The organism is Bradyrhizobium sp. HKCCYLS3013 (assembly GCF_051167615.1).
In the GTDB taxonomy this organism is placed as follows: Bacteria; Pseudomonadota; Alphaproteobacteria; order Rhizobiales; family Xanthobacteraceae; genus Bradyrhizobium.
Genome location: NZ_JBNPTK010000009.1, coordinates 63,414 through 85,851, shown reverse-complemented (window position 1 = coordinate 85,851; position 22,438 = coordinate 63,414). Strand labels below are relative to the sequence as shown.

At 68.9% G+C, this 22,438-nt stretch carries 3 protein-coding genes (1 of these 3 running past the window's edge); all 3 read right to left on the bottom strand.

The features are described 5' to 3' along the window. Tightly spaced (each overlapping or abutting the next), the 3 genes in view from ACQR1F_RS17730 to ACQR1F_RS17720 form a layout consistent with a single transcriptional unit that may run on beyond the window. Positions 1-6,118 carry the start of a non-ribosomal peptide synthase/polyketide synthase gene (locus ACQR1F_RS17730; protein ID WP_434913548.1) on the bottom strand. Its footprint begins 10,283 nt before the window's first position, so the window shows 6,118 of its 16,401 coding nt (coding positions 1-6,118); its start codon is at positions 6,116-6,118; its stop codon lies off the left edge, out of view. Further along, positions 6,111-12,692: an amino acid adenylation domain-containing protein gene (locus ACQR1F_RS17725; protein WP_434913547.1), complete on the bottom strand. Its 6,582-nt coding sequence runs from the start codon at positions 12,690-12,692 to the stop codon at positions 6,111-6,113. The genes ACQR1F_RS17730 and ACQR1F_RS17725 overlap by 8 nt, the downstream gene beginning before the upstream one ends. Further along, positions 12,689-22,411, bottom strand: coding sequence for an amino acid adenylation domain-containing protein (locus ACQR1F_RS17720; RefSeq protein WP_434913546.1), 9,723 nt, complete (start codon positions 22,409-22,411; stop codon positions 12,689-12,691). The genes ACQR1F_RS17725 and ACQR1F_RS17720 overlap by 4 nt, the downstream gene beginning before the upstream one ends. Positions 22,412-22,438 lie beyond the last annotated feature (27 nt).

Here is a 22,438-nt window from a genome sequence, read left to right as displayed (position 1 = left end):
CAGCCGCGGGCGAACGTGCGACCTGCTGTTCGATCTGCGCCACGACGTCGACGAAGCCGTCTTTCGCCGTCGGCGCGGCGGGCCCCGAACTCCAGCCGAGCACCTGCTGCAAAGCGGCGGCGTCCAACCCATGCAGCTCCGCGACCGGGCGGCTGCTGTCGTCGGCGATGCGCCCGAGCAGACAGGCGAACGCCGCCTGCATCCGCTCGATCTGCGGCCGGTCGAATCGGCCGCGATCGTAACGGAATCCGAGCCGGATGCCGCTGTCGGTCACGTACACCGCGACCGTCAGCGCATAGTTGGTGATCGAGATCTGCTCGGCGCGGCTGGCGCGCGGTCCCTCGCCGGCCTGATCGCGTAGCGCCGCGTCGACCGGATAGTTCTCGAACACGAAGATGGAGTCGAACAGCGGCCGGCCGGCCCGGCCGGCAAGACGCTGGATCTCGTGCAACGGCATCCAGCCGTGCTCGCGCAGGTCGACGTTGCGGTCCTGCAGGCTGCGCAGCCAGTCGCCCACCAGCGTTTGCGGTCGCGCGTCCTCGAGCACGGGAACGGTGTTGATGAACAGGCCGACCATCTCCTCCACGCCCGCGATCTCGGGCGGCCGGCCGGAAATCGTGGCGCCGAAGCAGACGACATCCTGCCCGGTCAAGCGCCGCAGCAGCTGGCCCCAGGCCCCCTGCAGCAGCGTGTTCAAGGTCACCCGCTCGCGCCGTGCCACGAGCTGCAGCCGCTCGGTTTTCGCTGCATCGATGACGAGGTCGATCGAGGCATGGCCTTCGGCTGGTGCGGCCGGCCCGCCAAGCGCATCGGCCAGCAGGCTCGGCTCGCCGAGCGTCGAGAGCGAGCGCGACCAGAACGCAATCGACGCCTCGCGATCCTGTCGTTCCAGCCAGGCAATGTAATCGCGATAGCGGCCGCGCGGTGCGCCCAGCGACGCGCCGCCGACATGCTGCATGATCTCCCCGATCAGCCTCGCCGCGCTCCAGCCGTCGAGCAGGATGTGATGATGGGTCCAGATCAGGCGGCAAACGCCGCCGCCGAGATCGATGAGACGGACCCGCTGCAGCGGCGGCCGTGACAGGTCGAAGCCGGCGCGCCATTCGGCCGCCGCCACCTCGGCCAGCGCCGCGTCACACGTGGCTCGATCCATCGAGTCCGCACGGTCGCGCCAATCCTCCTCGACGAAGGGAACAGGAACCTGCCGATGGACGACCTGCTGCGGCGCGCTCGATAATTCCCTCCACACGAACGCGGTCCGCAGCACCGCGTGTCGTGCCGTCACCGCCTGCCACGCCGCGCGCAGGCGCGCCGCGTCCGCGCCTTCGACGTCGACGGCGATCTGGCTGACATAGTTGCCACTGTCGCCGTCGCGCAGCGTGTGGAACAGCATGCCCTGCTGCATCGGCGACAGCGGATAGATATCCTCGACATCGCGCCAATCACGCGTCGCGCCGAGCAAATCGAGCTCCGGCTGGCCGAGGCGCGACAACGGAACGTCCGACGGCGTGAGGCCGTGTGCGTCACCGGTGCAATGCGCGACCAGCTCGCGCAGCGCCGCGGAGTAGCACGCGGCCAGCCGCTCGATCGTCGCGCGGCGATAGCGGCGGCGGCCAAAGCTGAATGTCAGCTTCAGCCGGCCGTCGAGCACTTGGCCGTTGATGCTGAGCCAGCGGCCGAGCGGCGCGCTGGCGCTGCGCGACGGCCCCGCGCCTTCCGGCGCGAGCGCGAAGGCAAGGTCGGAGCCGGCGCCAAACTGGCCGAGATAGTTGAAGACGATCCGCGGCTCGGCTCCATCCGCCAGGGCGGCGCGCTGCTCGGAGCTGCCGCAATACCGCAGCACGCCGTAGCCGAGCCCGCGCGCCGGGATGGCCCGCAATTCCTCCTTGATCGACCTGATGAGGGTGGCGTCGTCGCTCGCGCCAGCGGAGAGCCGAACCGGAAATGCTGTCGTGAACCAGCCGACCGTGCGCGACAGGTCGATGCCTTCGAACAGATCCTCGCGTCCATGGCCCTCGAGCTCGACCAGGCATTCACCGAGTCCGCACCAGCGGCTGACCGCGCGGGCCAGCGCCGCCAGCAGCAGATCATTGACCTGGGTCCTGTAGGCGGCGGGCGCCTGCTTGAGCAGTTGCCCGGTCACGTCGGCATCGAACGACACGGCGACGTCTTCGCCGTCGGCGACGCGATCGGTCTCCCCGTGATCGTCGTCGCACGGCAGATCGTCAGCGACGCTTCGCTGTCTCCAATAGACGAGCTGGTCGGCCAGCTCCTTGCTCGCGGCGTAGTCTTCGAGCCTCTTGCCCCACGACGCCACGGACTGGCTCTTGGGAGGCAAAACAATCGCGGCCGCGCCCTGCGCCGCCTGTCGATACGCCGCGGCGATGTCCTCGAGTAGGACGCGCCACGACACGCCATCGACGACGAGATGATGCACGACGATCAGAAGCCGCTGGCTGCCGTCCGCAACGTCCATGCCGACGAGGCGCAGCAACGGCCCCTGCAAGGACAGGCTCGCCTGCGCGGCCGCCGCAACCGAGGTGATCTCCGCCGCGTCCTGAACAGTGCGGATCCAGAGCAGATCGGCGCTCGCCGGCATCTTGCCGTATCTCGCGTGCCACGTGCCGTCGCTTTGCTCGAATTGCAGCCGCAGGGCATCGTGATGCGCCACCACGGCATCGACCGCCCGCGCCATCACGCGCCAGTCGAACCGCGCCGAGGGTACGAGCATCAAGGCCTGGTTCCAATGATGCCGTTCGCCCGCGTCCTCGGCAAAGAAGCGGCGCTGGATCGGCAACAGCGGCACCGGATCGCCGTCGCGCGCGCCGGGCTCAGCGGAGACAATGACCGCCCGATCGCGGCGCGCGACCCGCGCCAGCTCCTGCAGCGTCTGATGCCGGAACAGATCGCGCGGCTCGATTGACAGGCCACGCTGCCGCGCCCGTCCGACCACCTGCAGTGAGATGATGGAATCGCCGCCGAGCTCGAAGAAATTGTCGGTGAGCCCGATCCGCGAATGGCCGAGCAGTTCGGCCCAGATCGCCGCCAGCTCCAATTCCACGGCCGATTGCGGCGCGACATAGTCTGTCTCGGCACACAATGACTCGGGCACCGGCAGAGCGTCGCGATCGACCTTGCCATGCGCCGTGAGCGGCATCTGCGACATCGGCACGATGCGGGCCGGAACCATGTAGTCCGGCAGCTCCTTCGTCAGCGCCGCGCGCAGCGTTGCCTCGTCGAAGCCATCCTCGCCGCAGACATAGCCGATCAGCTGCTGGCGTCCGCCGATCTCGCGTGCCACCACCACCGCCGACTGCACGCCCGTCTGCCGCGTCAGCCGCGCCTCGACCTCGCCCGGCTCGATGCGGAAGCCACGGATCTTGAGTTGATGATCGGACCGGCCGACATAGTCGATGACGCCGTCGGCACGCCAGCACGCCAGATCGCCCGTGCGATACAGCCGCGCGCCGGGTGCGCCGAACGGATCGGGGATGAAGCGCTCCGCCGTCAGCGCCGGCCGATTCCAATAGCCGGCCGCGAGCCCCTCGCCGCCGATATGAAGCTCGCCGATGACGCCGACCGGAACGATGTTCAGATCGCCGTCGAGAACATAGGCCGAGCGCCGGCCGACCGGATGGCCGATCGGCGCATAGGCGCAGTCGATCTCGGCATCGGCGTCGACCTTCCAGACCAGCGGCGTGACCACCGTCTCCGTCGGACCGTAGCCGTTGATCAGCTTGCGCGGCCGCAGCGCCTGCCTGACCTTGTCGAAGCCCGATTTGGGCATCGCCTCGCCGCCGAACGAATACAGCGACACGGGCGGCGGATCGCCGCGCCACGCCGCGAATTCGGCGAGCTGCTGCAGGTAGGCCGGCGGAAAGCCGGCATTGGTCACGCGCTCCGCGCGCATCACCTCGAGCGTCTTCTCCACCGACCAGAGATCGGCGTCGCGCATCACCAAGGCCGCGCCGCAGCTCAGCGCGGTCCACAACCGCTCATGCGCGCCGTCGAAGGTGAAAGAAAGGAAGTGCAGTTCGCGCGACTGCTGGTCCATCTCGTAGAGACCGGCCGTGGCGTCGCAATGCATCGCGAACGGTCCATGCGCGACCGCGACGCCCTTCGGTACACCGGTGGAGCCGGACGTATAGATCACGTAGGCGAGGCTCGCGGGATGGACATCGACCGCGGGATCAATCTCCGTCGTCTCGGCCGGGATCACGCCGAGATCGACGACTGCGATGCCCGGCATCGGCGGCCATTGCGATCGTCCCGCCGCATCGACCAGCACGACGCGCGCGCCGGCATCGCGAACGGTTGCAGCAAGCCGCGCTGGTGGATGATCGGGATCGAGCGGCAGATAGGCGGCGCCGGCCTTGAGGACGGCAACGAAACCGGCGACGAGATCGGGCGAACGCTGCATCGAGAGCGCGACGAGCTCGCCGGGTCGAACGCCGAGCGCCAGCAGATGCTGCGCGATGGCATTGGCGCGGCGATCGAGCGCCTGATAGCTGATCGTCTCGGCCCCGAACACCAGGGCTGTCGCGCCCGGCGTGTCCTTCGCATGCCGCGCGAACATCCGATGCACCGGCTGGAAGATCGCGCGCGCGGGCGCGCACGCATTCCAGCGCCTGATGTCGTCGCGCTGCCGGTCCGACAACAGCTCCAGCGCCGCGATCCAGCGCGTGGGATCCGCGACCATTTCCTGCAGGATCGTCAGCCAATGCCCGGCGAGCCGCGCGATGGTCGACCGGTCGAACAGCGCCGTGGCAAAGGAAAACAGCGCCGAGACGTCTCCCGACGGCAATTCCTCGCTGTCGAGCGCGAGGTCGAATTTCACCGTCTCGATCTCGGCCGCGATTGTCTCGATCTGCAATTCGGACCCAGCCGGCGCATACGCCGGCCCGCGCCGATGCTGATGGTTGTAGAGCACCTGGAATAGTGGGGTCTGGCTCACGCTGCGCTGCGGCTGCAACACGTCGAGCAGCCGCTCGAACGGAAGGTCCTGGTGATCCCTGGCCTCGAGCGAAGCCGCGCGCAGCGTTTCGATGACGTCGGCGATCGTCCCCAGGCTGTCGATCCGCGTCCGCAGCACCTGGGTGTTGACCAAGAGCCCGATCAGCCGCCGCGTTTCCGGCCGATCGCGATTGGCGAGGGGAACGCCGATGCTGATGTCGTCCTGCCCGCTGTAGCGATAGAGCACCAGTTTCAGCGCCGCGAGCAGCACGACGAACAGCGTCGTGTGATGCTGTCGCGCCAGCTCGCGCAGACGATCGGAAAGCTCGGTGCCGAGCGACAGACGGATAGCATCGCCGGATTGGTCGGTCTGGGCCGAACGCGGGCGATCGAACGGCAGTTGCAACATCGCCGTGTCCTGCAGCCGGCCGGTCCAGTAGCGGAGCTGCCGCTCCTCCTCCACGGCGCCGAGCCACAGCCGTTGCCAGGCGGCAAAGTCGGCATAGTCGATCTCGAGCGCCGGCAGCGAGGTGGTCTCGCCGCGGACCGTGGCGCAATAGAGCTGCCAGAACTCGTCGGTGAGGACCTGCATCGACCAGCCATCGGCGACGATGTGGTGCAGCGTGACCGAGAGGATATGGTCGTGCTCGCCGAGCTTCAGCAGCGCCGCGCGCAGCAGCGGTCCGGATTCGAGATCGAACGGCAGCGCCGCTTCCTGACGCAGCAGCCGGCGCGCCTGCTGCTCGCAATCATCGCCGGCAATCTCGATGCAGCGAAGCGTGACCGGCGCCGGCGGCCCCACGATCTGCTCCGGCTCGCCGCCGTCCTGCCGGAACATGGTGCGGAGCGTGGCATGGCGCATGACCAGTTCGTCGAGCGCCCGTTGAAGCGCGGCGGTATCGAGACGACCCCGCAGCCGGATCGCGACCGGCATGTTGTAGGCGGAGCTGTCCGGATCCATCCGCCACAGGAACCAGAGGCGGGCCTGCGCGAACGACAACGGCGCGCGATCCAGCTGCTGCCGGGCGATCGGCAGAATCGAAAGATCGACGCCCTTGGCCGCCAACTGCGTCAGGAAGGCGCGCTGCTTTGGCGCGTCGAGACGCGCCAACCGGCGCGCGATCTCACTGAGCTGCTGGGCCTGAAGTCCGGACTGATCATTCATTGGCGAACTCGACTTCCTCAAGCAGATCGAACATGGCGGCGATGTCATCGCTGCGCCTGCTCATCGGCGCGTCCGCGGCGAGCGCGGACGCCATGGTCTCGACCGTGGTCAGTTCGAACAACCGCTTCAGCGGCAGCTCCCGCGCGAGATCACGCTTGATGCGGCCGACGAGCTGGACGGCCACCAGCGAGTCGCCGCCGAGCTCGAAGAAATCATCGGTGACGCCGACCTCCGGCTTGTGCAGCAGCTCGGCCCAGATCGCCGCGAGCGCAGCCTCGGTCGGATTGCGCGGACCGACGCGCCGCGCCTCCGGCGGCGTCGCATCCGTCCGCGGCAACGCCTTGCGGTCGATCTTGCCGTTCGGGGTCAGCGGCAGCTCCGGCAGCACGATGACGCGCGAGGGCATCATGTAGTCCGGCAGCGCCGTTGCGAGCGCGGCGCGAAGATCACTGCCATCGAGCGAGGCCTCGCCGCTGACATAACCGACCAACTGACGGCCGCCGCCGAGCTCGTGCGCGACGACGACGCTGTCGCGCACGCCCGGCAGCTCCCGCAGCCGCGCCTCGATCTCGCCCAGCTCGATTCGATGTCCGCGGATCTTCACCTGATGATCGGCGCGGCCGACATAGTCGAGCACGCCATCGGCCCGCCAGCGCGCGAGGTCCCCGGTCCGGTACAGCCGCGCGCCGTCGTCGCCGAACGGATCCGGAATGAAGCGCTCGGCACTCAGCGCCGCGCGTTTCCAATAGCCGCGCGCGAGCCCGTCACCACCGATGAAGAGCTCGCCGGTGACGCCGACCGGCGCGAGGTTGAGCTCGCCGTCGAGCACGTACAGTGCGGTGTTGCCGATCGGGCTGCCGAGCAGCGGCACCGGATTCGCGCCATCGAGGCGGTGGCGCGCCGACCACACCGTGGTCTCGGTCGGCCCATACAGATTCCAGACCTCGCTGCTCGCTGCGTTCAGCCGCCGCGCCAGATCCGAGGCCAGCGCCTCCCCGCCGCTCAGCAGGCGGCAGCCCTTCGGCAGCCATGGATCAGGATTGGCCGCATCGTGATCGAGCAGCATGCGCCAGCTCGATGGCGTCGCCTGGATCATGGTCACGCCGTGCCGTGCGACCATCGCCTTGAGGGCCTCGGGATCATGGGCCGCGGCACGGTCGGCGAGCACGACCTGGGCGCCATTTGTGAGTGGCAACCACAGCTCCAGAACGGCGATGTCGAAGGACAACGACGTCAGCGCGAGCACGCGGTCGCCGGCCGCGATGCCCGGCTGTTCGGCCATCGTCGCCAGGAAGTTCGTCAGCGCGGCATGGCGCACCATCACGCCCTTCGGCAGCCCGGTCGAGCCGGAGGTGTAGATGACGTAGGCGAGGTTCTCGGGGTGCACGTCGACGGAAAGATTGTCGGTCTGGCCGAGGCCATCGCCGGCCGCGACCTCGAGCAGCCAAGCCTCGGCCTCGCTCCGCTCCAGCACCGGCGCGAACCGGTCGTGCAGCGTGGCCTGTGTCAGCAGCAGCTTGGCACCGCTGTCGTTCAGCATGTGCGCGAGACGCTCGGCGGGATAGTCCGGATCGAGCGGCAGATAGGCCGCGCCCGCCTTGAGCACCGCGAGCAGCGCCACCATCATCGCGACGCCGCGCTCCAGCGCGAGCCCGACCACCACATCGGGGCCGACGCCGCGATCCCGCAGCCGCCGCGCCAGCCGGTTCGCCCGCGCATTCAGCGCACCGTAGCTGATCGTCTCCGGTCCATGCACCAGCGCGACCGCATCGGGCGTTCGCGCCGCATGCGCCTCGAACTGTCGATCCACGCAGGGCGCATTCGCAGCGTTGGTCGCCGTCGCATTCCAGGCCTGCAGCAGCCGCGCGCGATCATCGTCCGGAACGACGTCGATCCGGCGCACCGGCGTATGGGGCGCCTCTTCCAGTGCCAACGCGAGTTGATCGAGCGATTGCTGCATCATCGCGCCGACCCGCTCGGGCGCGACCGGCGCCGCGACCTGGACCGTCAGGTGAAGCCCATGGCCGTCATCGTCCACCGCCAGCATCAGCGGATAGTTGGTGCGCTCCTCGCCGCCGAGCCATTCGACGCCTTGCGGGAGCTCAGCATCCACCTGCGCATCCTGTCTCCGGCCGTGCCGATAGTTCAAGATCGCGGAAAACAGCGGCGTCGGCGGCGCGACACCGCTGCAGCGCTGGGCCATCGCCAGCGAGGCATGCTCATGCGCCATCAGCTCCGCCAGCCGCGCATGCGCCGCGCGAACGCTGTCCTCCACCGACGTGCCGTCGAGATCGAGCCGCACCGGCAGCGTGTTGATGAACAGGCCCAGGCTGCGGCCGGTATCGTGACCGGCCTGCATGCGGCCGAGCAGCACGGTGCCGAACACGACCTGCTCGCGCCCGCTGCTGCGCGCCAGCACCTGCCCCCAGGCGACATGACAGAGGCTGGCGAGGCTCGCGCCAAGGCGCCGCGCCTGTGCACGCAGCCGCGCGTCGAGCGCGGCCGGCAGGGGCAGCCTTGCCTCGCGCACGCCGTCGCCGTCGCTGCGCACCTCCATCAATCCGAACGGTGCCGTGGGCGCATCGATGTCGGCGAGCATGCCGCGGAAGAAACGCTGCTGCGCATCCTGCCCGGCGGGCTTGCGCGTTTCGGCGACAAGATTGCGGAATGGAATCGGCGGAGGCAGATCAGCGCGGCGCCCCGACAGAATCAGCTGCACCTCCTCATGCAACGCCTGCAGCGTGGTATGGTCGCCGACCATGTGATGCAGCAGGACCAGCAGCAGCAGGCGATCATTTTCCTCGTCACGGGCGACGATCAGACGCAGCAACGGCGCCTGAATCAGATCGAGCCGACAGGATCTCGGATCGAAGCGGCGGGCCAGCTCGACCTGAGCCGGCGCGTGACCTTCGAGCGCGACTTCGGTGACGCTCAGCGGTGCGTGGCGCCAGACCACCTGCGCCGGAACCGACAACCCATCCCAGAGGAACGACGTCCGCAGCACGTCGTGCCGGTCGATCACGTCCTGAACCGCGGCGAGATAACGATCCAGCAGATCGCGGCCCGCGAATGCCATCTGTGCGACCAGCACGTAAGGATCGCCCTCGGTCGCCAGCAGATGATGGAACAGGATGCCTTCCTGCAACGGCGACAGCGCGTAGATGTCCTGGACGTTGGCGACGCCGCCCGGCACCTGGGCGACCACGCGGTCGATCTCGGGCTGGCTCAGCGCGATCAGCGGCAGCATGTCCGGCGTGATGGCCGCGCTCTCCGGCGTGATCAGGTTGGCGGGGATCGCAATCTCCTCGCCGGGCCGCAGGCTGGCCGCGAGATCGCGCAGCACCGGCCTGGCGAACACCATGTGCGCATCGACCGTCAGTGCATGGCGCTTCAGCCGGTCCAGCATGCGGACGACGAGCAGCGAATGGCCGCCGAGCTCGAAGAAATGATCGTTGCGGCCGACGCGCTCGATGCCCAGCAGCTCGCGCCAGATGGCCGCGAGGGCCTGTTCGATTTCGCCCCGAGGTGGATCATAGGCGCCGCGGCCGAACGCTTCGTCGTCCGGCGCCGGCAGCGCCTGCCGATCGACCTTGCCGTTGGGTGTCAGCGGAAACGCATCGAGGCGGACGATCGCCGAGGGAACCATGTAATCCGGCAGGCACGCCTGCAATTGCCCGCGCAGCTGCGCGGCCCATGCGGCGGCGTCATCGGTGTCGTCTGCCGGCACCACATAGGCGACGAGCCTGAGATCGCCCTGCGCATCGCGCCGCGCCAGCACCGCCGAGTCCCGCACGGCGGCTTGCGCATTCAGCCGATGCTCGATCTCACCGAGCTCGATACGGAAGCCGCGGATCTTCACCTGATGGTCGTTGCGGCCAAGAAATTCGATATTGCCGTCGGCCAGATGGCGGCCGAGGTCACCGGTTCGATACATCCGCGCGTCGGCCGACAGCCCGAAGGGATCGGCAGCAAAGCGCTGCGCCGACAGATCCGGACGGTTGAGATAGCCGCGCGCAACCCCTGCCCCGCCGATCCAGATCTCACCCACGGCACCGCGCGGCACCGGCATGCCCTGGGCGTCGAGCAGATAGATGCGCGCATTGGCGATCGGGCGCCCGATCGGGACGATACCGCCGGCAAAGCCGGCTGGACGACGCCACGCGGTGGCGCAGACGGTCGCTTCCGTCGGGCCGTAGGCGTTGAAGACCGCAATCTCCGACGGCAAAACCTCGAACAGCTCCGACTTCGGCAACTCGCCGGCAAGAACCAGCACCTCGAGCCCGGAGAGCCGCGCGAGGTCCGAGCGGCCCTGCAGCATCGCGGGCGGCAGGGTGGCGTGGGTGATGCGATGGTCGGCGAGATAGTTCAACAGCTCGGCTGCGTCGCGATGCTCGCGGCTTCCGAGCAGATGCAGCTCGGCGCCGGCGCAGAGCGCCATGACGATGTCCCACACGCTTGCGTCGAAACTGAAGGAGGCGAACTGCGCGACCCGGCTGTCCGGACCGGTGTCGAACAGCCCGATCTGGGCCTGCGCGAGATTGACCAGGCCATGGTGCTCGATCATCACCCCCTTCGGCCGCCCGGTGGAGCCCGAGGTGTAGATGACATAAGCGAGATTGCGCGGCGTCACGCCGCGGGCATCAACATCCGGCGCGCTGTCCGGCAGCCCGCTCCAGGCCGGTGCATCGCTTTCCACATCGACCACGGGGCATGCCACGTCGCCGAGCGCACCGGCGCTCTCGCGGTCACGGAGCAGCAGCATCGGCTGGGCATCGGCCACGATCTCGCGCAGCCGTTGCGGCGGATAGGTCGGATCCAGCGGCAGATAGGCGGCGCCGGCTTTGAGGACCGCGAGCACGCTGACGATCGTATCGACGCCGCGCTGCTGGCAGATCGCGATCAGCCGGTCCGGACCGGCGCCCAGCGCGACGAGGTGATGCGCGAGGCGATTGGCGCGCAGCTCGAGCTCCCGATAGGTCAGTCTGACCTCGTCATGGACCAGCGCCACCGCTGACGGCCGGCGGCGTGCCTGCTCGGCAATGAGATCCTGGATGCAGCAGTCGGCCGGCGTGAACGATCGGGTGCAATTCCAGCTGTCCAGCAGCAGCGCACGTTCCTCGGCCGGTAGCAGCTCGATGCGGTCGACCGGCTGGCTGGTGTCAGCGACCATGGCGCGCAGCGTAGCCAGCAGATAGCCGCGATAGCGCCGCACGGTCTCGGCGTCGAACAGCGCCGTCGCGTAGTTGATCTTGCCGGAGATGCGGCCACGGCTCTCACTGAGATCGAGCTCGAGATCGAACTTGACCTTGTGCTGCTCGGTCGCAAGGCGCTCGACCGCCAGGCCGGGCAGCGCCAATGAGCCGATATCATGGCTCTGCCATGCGAACACCACCTGGAACACGGGCGTGTATTCCGGATGCCGCGGCGGCTGGAGCGCCTCGACAAGATGCTCGAATGGCAGGTCCTGATGATCCTGCGCCGCAAGAACGGCCGTCTTCACTCGCTCGATCAGCTCGACCACAGCAGGATCATCCGAGAGGTCGAGCCGCAGCGCCAGCATGTTGACGAAGAAGCCGGCCAGGCCTTCGAGCTCCGAACGCATCCGATTGGCCGTCGGCGTGCCGATGACGAGATCCTGCTGGCCGGCCAGCCGCGACAGCACGATCGCCCAGGCCGCCAGCACGATGACGAACGGGGTGGCGCCGAGCGCGACGCTCAATTGCCTGATATCGGCCGAAAGACCGTCGTCGATCTCGACAGGCACCGCTGCGCCAGCGTCGGATCGCGGCGTGGGACGCGGACGGTCCGTCGGCAATGCCAGCACGGATGGCGCGCCCTGCAGCACGGCGGTCCAATGATCGAGCTGCCGCTGCAACCGATCTGCCGTGAGCGCATGGCGCTGCCATGCTGCATAGTCCGGATACTGAATCGCCAGCGGCGGCAACGGATCGTCGCCGCCTGCGGCGAAGGCGCCATACAGCGCCGAGAGCTCGCGAACGATGACGCCCATCGACCATCCGTCGGAGATGATGTGGTGCTGGCTGAGCAGAAAGACGTGATCATCATCGCCGAGACTGATCAGGTGGCCGCGGATCAACGGACCCCGAGCGAGATCGAACGGCGCGCGCGTCCACGCATTCAGCAGGTCGGCCAGCCGCGTCTCGCGGTCCGGCCGGCTGCGAAGATCGTGCATCTCCAGCGGCAGGCCGGTATCCGGCGGCAACAGCATGGCTCGCGGCTCGCCCTGCTCGGCAACGAAGACCGTCCGCAGCGCCTCGTGGCGGGAGAACAGCCGATCGAGGCTGCGGCGCCATGCGCCGATGTCGAGCCGGCCCCGCAGCCGCAGCGCGACGTCGATGTGATAGTTCGTGCCTCCGCCCTCGAGCTGTGCCAGCAGCCAGAGCTGCTGCTGCGCGAAGGAGAGCGGTAGCCGCCCCCCGCGATCGATGCTTGGGATGGTGTTGACGTCGCGTCTGCCGGCGTTGCGGCCGCGCTGCCGTGCGCGCGAAGCCAGCTGGCGCAATGCGTCCGGATCGAGGTCGCGCAGTCGAGGCTGTCCTGATTGTCCGCTCATGATAGCTCCGCCGTCATCAGGTCCTCGAGCTCATCTTCGGCGAACTCCTGCTCGATCAGCCTGATCGAGACGACGCGCGCGAACTCCGCCAATTCGGGATGAGCGAACAGCTCGGACAATGGCATCGACGTGCCGAACTCCTGCGCGACGCGGCTGAGCAGCCGTACCGCCAGCAGAGAGTGGCCGCCGAGCTTGAAGAAGTGATCCGCCCGCCCGACACGGTCGAGACCGAGCAGCTCCGCCCAGATGCCGGCCAGCGTGCTCTCGATCTCGCCGACCGGAGCCTGATGGTCGTCCCGCGCCTCGCCTTGCGACATCGTCGGCAGCGTCTTGCGGTCGATCTTGCCGTTCGGCGTGAGCGGCAGCCGCGGCAGCACGATGACGCGCAACGGCACCATGTAGTCCGGCAGCGCGGCCGCGAGCGCCGCGCGCAGCTCGCCGCCATCGAGCGTGCTCTCGCTGCTGACATAGCCGACCAGGGTCCTGCCGCCGCCGAACTCCTGCGCGACCACGACGCTGTCGCGGACGCCGGGTAGCGCGCGCAGCCGCGCCTCGATCTCGCCGAGCTCGATGCGATGTCCGCGGATCTTCACCTGGTGATCGGCGCGGCCGACATAGTCGAGCGCGCGATCGGCACGCCAGCGCGCCAGATCGCCGGTCCGGTACAGCCGCGCACCGGGGCGGCCGAACGGATCCGGAATGAAGCGCTCCGCGCTGAGCCCGGCGCGCCTCCAATAACCGCGGGCCAATCCCTCGCCGCCGATGAACAGCTCACCGGCCACGCCGGGCGGCAGCAGATTGAAATTGGCGTCCAGCACATAGAGCGTCGTGCTGCCGACCGGACCGCCGAGCACCGGCGTTGAATCATCGGAGTCCAGCCGGTGACGCGCGGACCACACCGTGGTCTCGGTCGGCCCATACAGGTTCCACACCTCGCCGCTCAGCGCGACGAGCCGCCGCGCCAGATCGGGAGCCAGCGCCTCGCCGCCGCTGAGCGCGCGACAGCCAGGCGGCAGCCTCGCGGCCCCGTCATGATCGAGCAGCATGCGCCAGCTCGACGGCGTCGCCTGGATCAAGGTCACGCCGTGCCTGGCCACGATCGCCTTCAGCGCCGCCGGATCCTGCGCCGACGCCCGGTCGGCCAGCACGATGCGTGCGCCCCGTGTCAGCGGCAGCCACAGCTCCAGCACCGCGATGTCGAACGACAACGAGGTCAGGGCCAGCACGCGGTCGTCGGACGTGATCCCCGGCTGCTCGGCCATGGTCGCCAGGAAGTTCGTCAATGCGCCGTGGCGTACCATCACGCCCTTGGGCAAGCCGGTCGAGCCCGAGGTATAGATGACGTAGGCAAGGCTCTCAGGATGAATGGCAAGGTCGAGATTGTCGGCGTTGCCGCCCTCGTCGGCACGATCCAGCAGCCAGGCCTCCACTCCGCCGTCGGCCAGCGCGCGCGTGAACCGATCCTGCAGCCCGGTCTGCGTCAGCAGCAGTTTTACACTGCTGTCGCCGAGCATGTGGGCGAGACGCTCTTCCGGATAGTCCGGATCGAGCGGCAGGTAGGCGGCGCCGGCCTTCAGCACGGCGAGCAGCGCCACGATCATCTCGGCGTCGCGCTCCAGCGCCAGTCCGACCAGGACATCGGCGCCGATCCCGCGCGCGCGCAGTCGCCGCGCCAGCCGGTTGGCGCGTGCGTTCAACTCGCCGTAGCTGATCCGGCGGTCGCCGCTGACGATCGCAACCGCGTCCGGGATGGTCTTCGCGCGCGTCTCGATCTGCGCCACAAGGCCGGGCACCAAATCGCTGAACGGCGGCCGGCATGAGGTCTCGCCGACCGCTGCTCCGCTCCAGCGCAGGACGCACGCCAGTGTCTCACCGTCGACCATTCGAAGGCTGCCGACCGGACGGGTGGCATCCGCCGATATCTGCGTCAGCCAGTCCCGCAACGACGCGCTCACCTGGCGGACCGCATGGTCGTCCAATTGCGCGCGATCGTAGTTGAAGTCGAGGCGCAGGCCCTCCGGTCCGTCGAACACGATGACCGCGATCGGATAGTTGGTCGGCGTCACGTGGTCGACCCGCCCGATCTGCGGCCTGGCCCGGTCGCGCGCGGTGAGCGTCCGATCGATCGGATAGTTCTCGAACACCATCAGGCTGTCGAACAGTGGCTGCCCGGCCCTGTCGGCCAGGCGCTGGATCTCGTGCAGCGGCAGCCACTCATAGTCGCGCGCCGCGACGCTCTGCGCCTGCAGCGCGCGCAGCCAGTCGCCAGTCGCGGTGTGCGGATGCGCGCGGTCGATCAGCGGCAGCGTGTTGATGAAGAGGCCGACGATGTGCTCGGCGCCGGCCAGCTCGGCCGGACGGCCCGAGACCGTGACGCCAAAGCAGACCGCGCTTTGCCCGGTATACTGCCGCAGCAATTGCGCCCAGGTCCCCTGCAGCAGCGTGTTCATCGTGATGCGCTGCTGTGTCGCGAACCGCCGCAGGCGAGCCGCGAGATCGCCGTCCACGCGCAAAGTCAGCCGGCCATGGCCGCTCGCAGCGTCGATCGCGCGGCTGGCGCGCAAGGCATCGGCCAGCGGCATGGGCTGATCGAAGCCGCGCAAGGTCTCGCGCCAGAAATCAGCGGCTGCCGCCTGGTCGCGCGTCTGCAGCCAGGCGATGTAGTCGCGATAGCTGTTGTGTGCCGCCGAAGCGGCGTCGCCACCGATCTGCTGAAGGACGTCGGCAAGCAGCCGCGCCGAGCTCCAGCCGTCAAGCACGATGTGATGATGCGTCCAGATCAGCCGCAGCCTGTCATCACCGAGCCGGACCAGCCGCAGCCGCTGCAGCGGCGGCCGCGTGATGTCGAAGCCAGGCTTGCGCTCGTGCACCGCCGCCTCCGCGAGCGCCGCATCGATCTCCGCCGCGGCGGCGCCATCAGCGATACGGCCACGCCAATCCTCCTCGACGACGGGAACGTCGAGCTGGCGGTACACGATCTGCTGGGCTGCGCCGGACAATTGCTGCCAGACAAACCCCGTCCGCAGCGCCGCATGCCGCGCGCTCGCCGCCTGCCATGCCGCACGCACCTGCGACGGCGTCACCCCGCGGAGCTCGATCGAGAGCTGGTTGACATAGACGTCATCAGCGCCATCGCGCAGCGCATGGAACAGCAAGCCCTGCTGCATCGGCGACAGCGGATAGATGTCCTCGACGGAGCGACAGTCGATCGTCGCGCAGAGCCTGTCGAGCGCCGCCTGATCGAGCCCCGCGACCGGAACGTCGGACGGGGTCAGACCGCCGGCAGCGCCGAGGCAGTGATCGACGAGACCACGCAGCGCCGCGCGATAGAGCTCCGCGAGCCGTTCGACGGTGGCGCGCCGATAGCGCCGGCTGCCATAGCGGAAGCCGAGACGCAGCTGTCCGTCGCGCACCTCGCCATTGATGGTGAGCCAGGCCCGCAACGGCGTGTCTGCGGCCCGCATCGGTCCCGGATTCTCCGGCGCGATCCGGTACGGCGCCGACGCGCCGAACTGCCCATCGAAGCGGCCGAGATAGTTGAAGACGATGCGCGGGCTTGGCGTCTGCGATAGCGCCTCGCGCTGCTCCTTCGCGCCGAGATAGCGCAGGACGCCATAGCCGAGCCCGCGGTCGGGCACGGCGCGCAAGCTCTCCTTGACGCGGGCGATGAGCGCACGGTCGGTCTCGCTGCCGCCGTCGAGACAGACCGGAAATGCGGTGGTGAACCAGCCCACCGTCCGCGTGAGATCGACGTCCGCAAAGACATCCTCGCGGCCGTGGCCCTCGAGCTCGATCGCGACGCCATCGATCCCGCTCCAATTCCAGAGCGCACGCGCCAGCGCCGCCAGCAGCAGGTCGTTGACCTGCGTGCGATAGGCCGCAGGCGCGGCATCGAGCAGCTGTTCGGTCAGCTCCGCCTCGACGTTGAGCACGACCTCCTCGGCCTCGGCCTCGACATCGGCGCCGCCATGATCGTCGTCACAGGGCAGCGCGCGGCCGCGCGAGGACGCCAGCCAGAAGGCCATCTCGCCAGCCAGCCGATCGGACGCCGCATGCGCGCGCAGCCGCTGCGCCCACGACGACGGCGCGGAGCTCGTGGACGGCAGGGTGACGGCGGCCGCCCGCCCTGCCAGTTGCTCATAGGCCATCGTGATGTCTTCGAGCAGGATCCGCCATGACACGCCGTCGACGGCGAGGTGATGAACCGCGATCAGCAGCCGCTGGCTGCCGTCGGCCATGTCTAACCCGACCGCGCGCAGCAGCGATCCCGCTGCCAATGACAGGCTCGCCTGTGCCGCCGCCGCGATCGCACCGATGTCGGCCGGCTCGGCCGCCGTGCGGATCCAAAGCAGCTCAGCCTCGGCAGGCAGATCGGCCGGCGCCGCCTGCCATTCGCCCGCGACCTGACGGTACGTCATGCGAAGCGCGTCGTGATGCCTCACCACGGCATCGAGCGCCCGCTGCAGCACGCTCCAGTCGATCCGGTCCCGCGGGATCAGCAGCACCGCCTGGTTGAAGTGATCGCGGTTGGGAATGTCGTCGGCAAAGAAGCGCAATTGGATCGGCAGCAGCTCCGCAGCGCAGGCGTTCATTGCGTTGCGTGCTGCTGCCGGCGGCGTCATGGCCGGTGCGGAGGTGGTCGCAACCACACCGGCCAGCGCCGCTATCGTCTGCTGCGCGAACATCTGCTTCGGCGTCAGCCTGACGCCGCGCTTGCGCAGCCGCGCGATGATCTGGAGGCTCAGAATGGAGTCGCCGCCGAGCTCGAAGAAATTGTCATTGCGGCCGATCCGCTCGCGGCCGAGCACGTCCTGCCAGACCTCCGCGATCGCCTGCTCCACCGCGCCGACAGGGGCGGCATAGGACAGCACGACGTCCTCGTCCGGCTGCGGCAGCGCCGCGCGGTCGAGCTTGCCGTTGGCTGTCAGCGGCAGCCGCTCGAGCACGACGAAGCGCGAGGGCACCATGTAGTCCGGCAGCATCGCCGAGAGCTGGTGCCGCAGCGCCTCCGGCTGCAACACGACGTTTGTCGCGGCAACACAATAGGCCACGAGCTCCTGGCGTTCCCGCTCCGCGTCGACGGCGCGGACCACGACGGCGGCATCGGCGACGCCATTCAACGAGCAGACGGCGCGGCCGATCTCGGCGGGCTCGACGCGGTAGCCGCGCAGCTTCACCTGATCGTCGCGCCGGCCCACGAACACGACCCGACCCGCCTGATCACAGCGCACCAAATCGCCGGTGCGGTAGAGGCGTTCGCCTGAGACTCCGAACGGATCGGGGACGAAGCGCTCGGCCGTCTGTCCAGGCGCGCCGCGATAGCCGCGCGCCAGCCCGGCGCCACCGATGTAGAGCTCACCAGCGACCCCGGCCGGCACGATATTCAACGCATCGTCGAGAACGTAGGCGCGCAGGTTCGCAAGCGGCAATCCGACCGGCACCACACCTTCGGCGTCGGCGTCCGTCCACTCATGGGTCATCACGCCGACCGTCGTCTCGGTCGGGCCGTAGTGATTGACGATCCGGCAGTGCGGCCGCAGCCGACGGACCTCTGCGATCAGGCCGGGATCGCAGGCCTCGCCGCCGAGGATCAGCACGTCGCGTGGCAGGATGTCGGCCGAGCGCCGCGCCCGCAACAGGCCGCGCAGATGGCTCGGCACGATCTTGAGGACGCCGATCTCGCCATCGCGCATCGCTTGCGCAAACGCATCCGCATCGAACGCAGCATCGGCCGGCAGCAGGTTCAAGGTCACACCGCTCGCGAGCGCGCCGAACAGCACGGTGTGGCCGAGATCGGCGGCGACCGTCGAGACCATCGCCATGCCGCCGCCGGCAGGCGGCTGCAGTCGGGACAGCAGCGCCTGCACGTAGTTGGCGAGCGCGCCGTGCGAGACGGCAACTCCCTTGGGCGCGCCGGTCGAACCCGAGGTGTAGATGATGTAGGCGGTCTGCGCCGGATGGGGCCGCGGGGCATCGAACGCGGACGCATCGCCGCGCTCAGTGCCGTCGAGTGTACGACAGGCCAGCGCCCTCGCCGCAGCCAGATGCTCGCCGGTTACGATCAGGATGCCAATCTCGCCGTCCCGAAGGATGCGCGCAACGCGCGCCACCGGCCACGCCGGATCGAGCGGCACGACGGCGCCGCCCGCCTTGAGGACGCCGAGCAGCGCCGCGACGAAGGCCGGCGACCGCTCGATCCACAACGCCACCGGCGTCTCGCGCGTGACGCCGGCCGCGACGAGCGCGCCCGCGATGTGGTCCGACCAGCGCGCCAGCCCGGCTGCGCTGACAGTGTCCTGTCCCTGACGCAGCGCGACCCGGTCGTCGCGGCCCGCAAACGCAGTGCCGATCAGATCGAGGATATCCGTCGCGGGGAAGCTCTTCGCCTCCGCTGCGACGGTCTGCCTGACGTCCCGCGCGATCGCGAAGTCGCGTAGCGGCCGGTCGGGACCGGCCGCGATCTGCCGCAGAAAATCGACGAGCTGGCCGCCGATCCGCTCGACCGTGGCAGCATCGAACAGATCCGTCGCAAAATTCAGGCTCGCATCCATGCCCGCCGGGCTGTCGACGATGTCGAGCGCGAGATCGAAATGCGAGCCGGCGAGATCGACGATGCGCGTCTCGGCGCGCAGGCCATCGCCGAGCGCAAGTCCGGCCGGCGCGGCCATGTAGTTGAACTTGACCTGGAACAGCGGATTGTGGCCGCCGGAGCGGGCCGGCTTGAGCGCATCGACGAGACGGTCGAACGGCAGATCCTGATGCGCGAGCCCGGTGATGACCTCCTCTTTCGCCTGCGCCAGCAGTTCGGCGAAGCTCATGCTGTCGGCCACGTCGGCCCGCAACACCAGCGTATTGACGAAGCAGCCGATCAACGATGCCAGCTCGGCCTGCCGGCGTCCGGCGACGGGCACGCCGACGCGCAGGTCGGAGCGGCCGGAGTAGCGGAACAGCAGCAACTGATAGGCGGCGAGCAAAAGCATGAACATGCTGACGCGATGCTCCCTGGCGAGCGCGCGCAGCTTCAGCGCCAGATCGGGCGGGATCGCGAGGTGGAGGGTGTCGCCGCGATAGCTCGGCACCGCCGGTCGCGGCCGGTCGAACGGCAAGGCGAGCGGCGTATCCGCATCGCCGAGCCGCCCGCGCCAATAGGCGAGCTGCTGCGCGGCCTCGGGGCCGGCGAGCCACTCCCGCTGCCAGGCGGCGTAGTCGGCATATTGGATGGCGGATGGCGGCGGCAGCGCGACTGCTCCGCGCCGGAGCCCGTCATAAAGCGTAGCGATCTCAGCCAGCAGCACGTCGAGCGAGAGGCCATCGGCGACGATGTGATGCGCCGACAAAAGCAGTTCGTGGCGATCGTCCGCGAGCTGCATCAGCACCGCGCGCAGCAGCGGGCCATCGACGAGATCGAACGGCCGCGCCAGCTCCTCGCGTGTCCGCGCCGCGGCCCGCGACGCGCGCTCCGCTGCCGGCCTGCGCCGTAGATCCTCGACCGCGACGGGAATCTCGGTTGCCGCATGGATCACCTGCACGACACGACCGTCCGGCGCGGCAAAGCTGGTGCGCAGCGTCTCGTGCCGCGCAATGATCTCGGTCAGCGCCTGCACCAGCAGCGCCTGATCGAGCGCGCCGTCGAAGCGGAGCGTGGAGGCGATGGTGTAGGCCGTGCTGGCCGGGTCCATGCTCCAGAGGAACCACAGCCGCTCCTGCGCGGGCGACAGCAGTTCGCGCACGCCCTCCGGGGCCGGCTGCAGCGGCGCCAGCGCTCTTGCATCGGTGCCGGCCGCATCGACCAGCGCCGCAAGCGCTGCGAGCGTCGGCGCATCGAAGAAGCTGCGCAGCGCGAGCTCGATTCCGAACTGCTCGCGCACCATCGCCGCGACCTGGGCGGCTGCGACCGAATTGCCGCCGAGCATGAAGAAGTCGTCGCCGCAGCCGACGGCCGTGACCCGGAGCACATCCCGCCAGATCAGCGCAAGACGGCGTTCGGTTTCCGTTGCAAGCTCCGAGGACGGCGACCGGTCCGCCGCCTCACGCCGCCGCTCGAACACCCTAAAACTGTCGAGCGTGCCGTGCGCCCACCCGGCGCGGCAGGCGGAGCGCTGCAGCTTGCCGCTGGTGGTCAACGGCATGCCCTGCGGGTTCAGCAGCACGACCACCGCCGGATAATCTTGCGTCTGCCGCATGACCGCATCGCCGATCGCCTTGATCAGCACATCGGCCGGCGTCCGCCGCAGCACCGCCCTGCTGAACTCGGCCGCCACGCCGATGCCTTCGGCGCCATCGATCTCGACCGGGAAGGCCGCGACGCGCCCCTTCCGGACCGAGGCCACGTCGGACTCGACAGCCTGCTCCAGGTCGAATGGATAGATGTTCTGGCCGCGAACGATCAGCAGATCCTTGAGCCTCCCGGTGACGACGAGCTCGCCGTCACGGACGAATCCGAGGTCGCCGGTCCGCAACCAGCGCGCGCCGTCGCGAAGGACGAACGTCTGCTGCGTCGCCTCGGGATTGTTCCAATAGCCCTGCGCGACGCTCGGACCCGCGACCCAGATCTCTCCGACTTCGTTCGCCTCGGCCTGGGCGGACGCATCGGTTCTCATGATGCGGACGGCGTGACCGTCGGCCACGGTGCCGCAGACCATCAGGTCCGTCCCTGCGTCGGTATCGGCAACACGGCCGCCAGCGAGTGCTGCGGAATCGAGCATATGACAAGCCGCCAGGCTCGCGCTGTCGCCTGCGGTCACCAGCAAGGTCGCCTCGGCAAGGCCGTAGCAAGGCGTCAGAACGCGAGGATCGAGGCCCGCGGGCCGGAAGCGCGCGGCAAAGCGATCCAGCGTCGCGCGCCGCACGAACTCCGAGCCGGAGAACGCGAAGCGCCAGCGGCTAAGGTCCAGGTGCGCGATCGCCGCATCCGAGATCCGGTCCGCGCAGAGCGCGAATGCGAAGTCCGGCCCGCCGCTGCAGGTGCCGCCGTGGCGATCGATGGCCTCGAGCCATCGCCGCGGCTGCTCGAGGAAATTGCGCGGCGTCATCAGCACCGCGGTGAAACCCGTGAACAGCGGATTGAGCAATCCGCCCATCAATCCCATGTCGTGATAGAGCGGCAGCCAGCTGACGAACACGTCATCCCGGGTGCCGCCGAGCACCGCCTCCATCGCAATCTCATTGGCGACGAGGTTTCGGTGGGTGACGCAGACGCCCTTCGGCTGCGACGTCGAACCCGACGTATATTGGAGGAACGCGATCGCATCGCCGTTCAGCTCCGTCTCGCGCCAGGAGACGGCCGCGCCGACCGGCACCTCGTCGACGGCAACGACATCGGCCCGGGTCTGGCCCACACAGGCCGTGACGGCGTCGCGAAGCCGCGCCTGGGTGAGAATGAGCCGTGGCGCCGCATCGCGCAGGATGCCGTCGAGGCGGCTGGCGTAGCGCTCCTTACCGGCCTCCGGCGGATAGGCCGGCACGGCAATGACCCCGGCATAGAGACAGGCGTAGAACGCAACCGCATAGTCGGGCCCGTTCGGCAGCAGGATCACGGCACGTTCGCCGGCACGCGCGATCTCCTGCAAATGCGCGGCAAGGGCACGGATGCGCCGGTCCAGCGCCGCGAATGACAGCTCGTCGATGACGTCGTCGCCTTCGATGAAGCGCAATGCCGGATGATCGGCACGCGAGGCGGCATGCTCACGGAGTCGTTCGACGAGGGTCTGTGGCGGCATCTTGCGGAGGTCCGATCGCGGCATGGT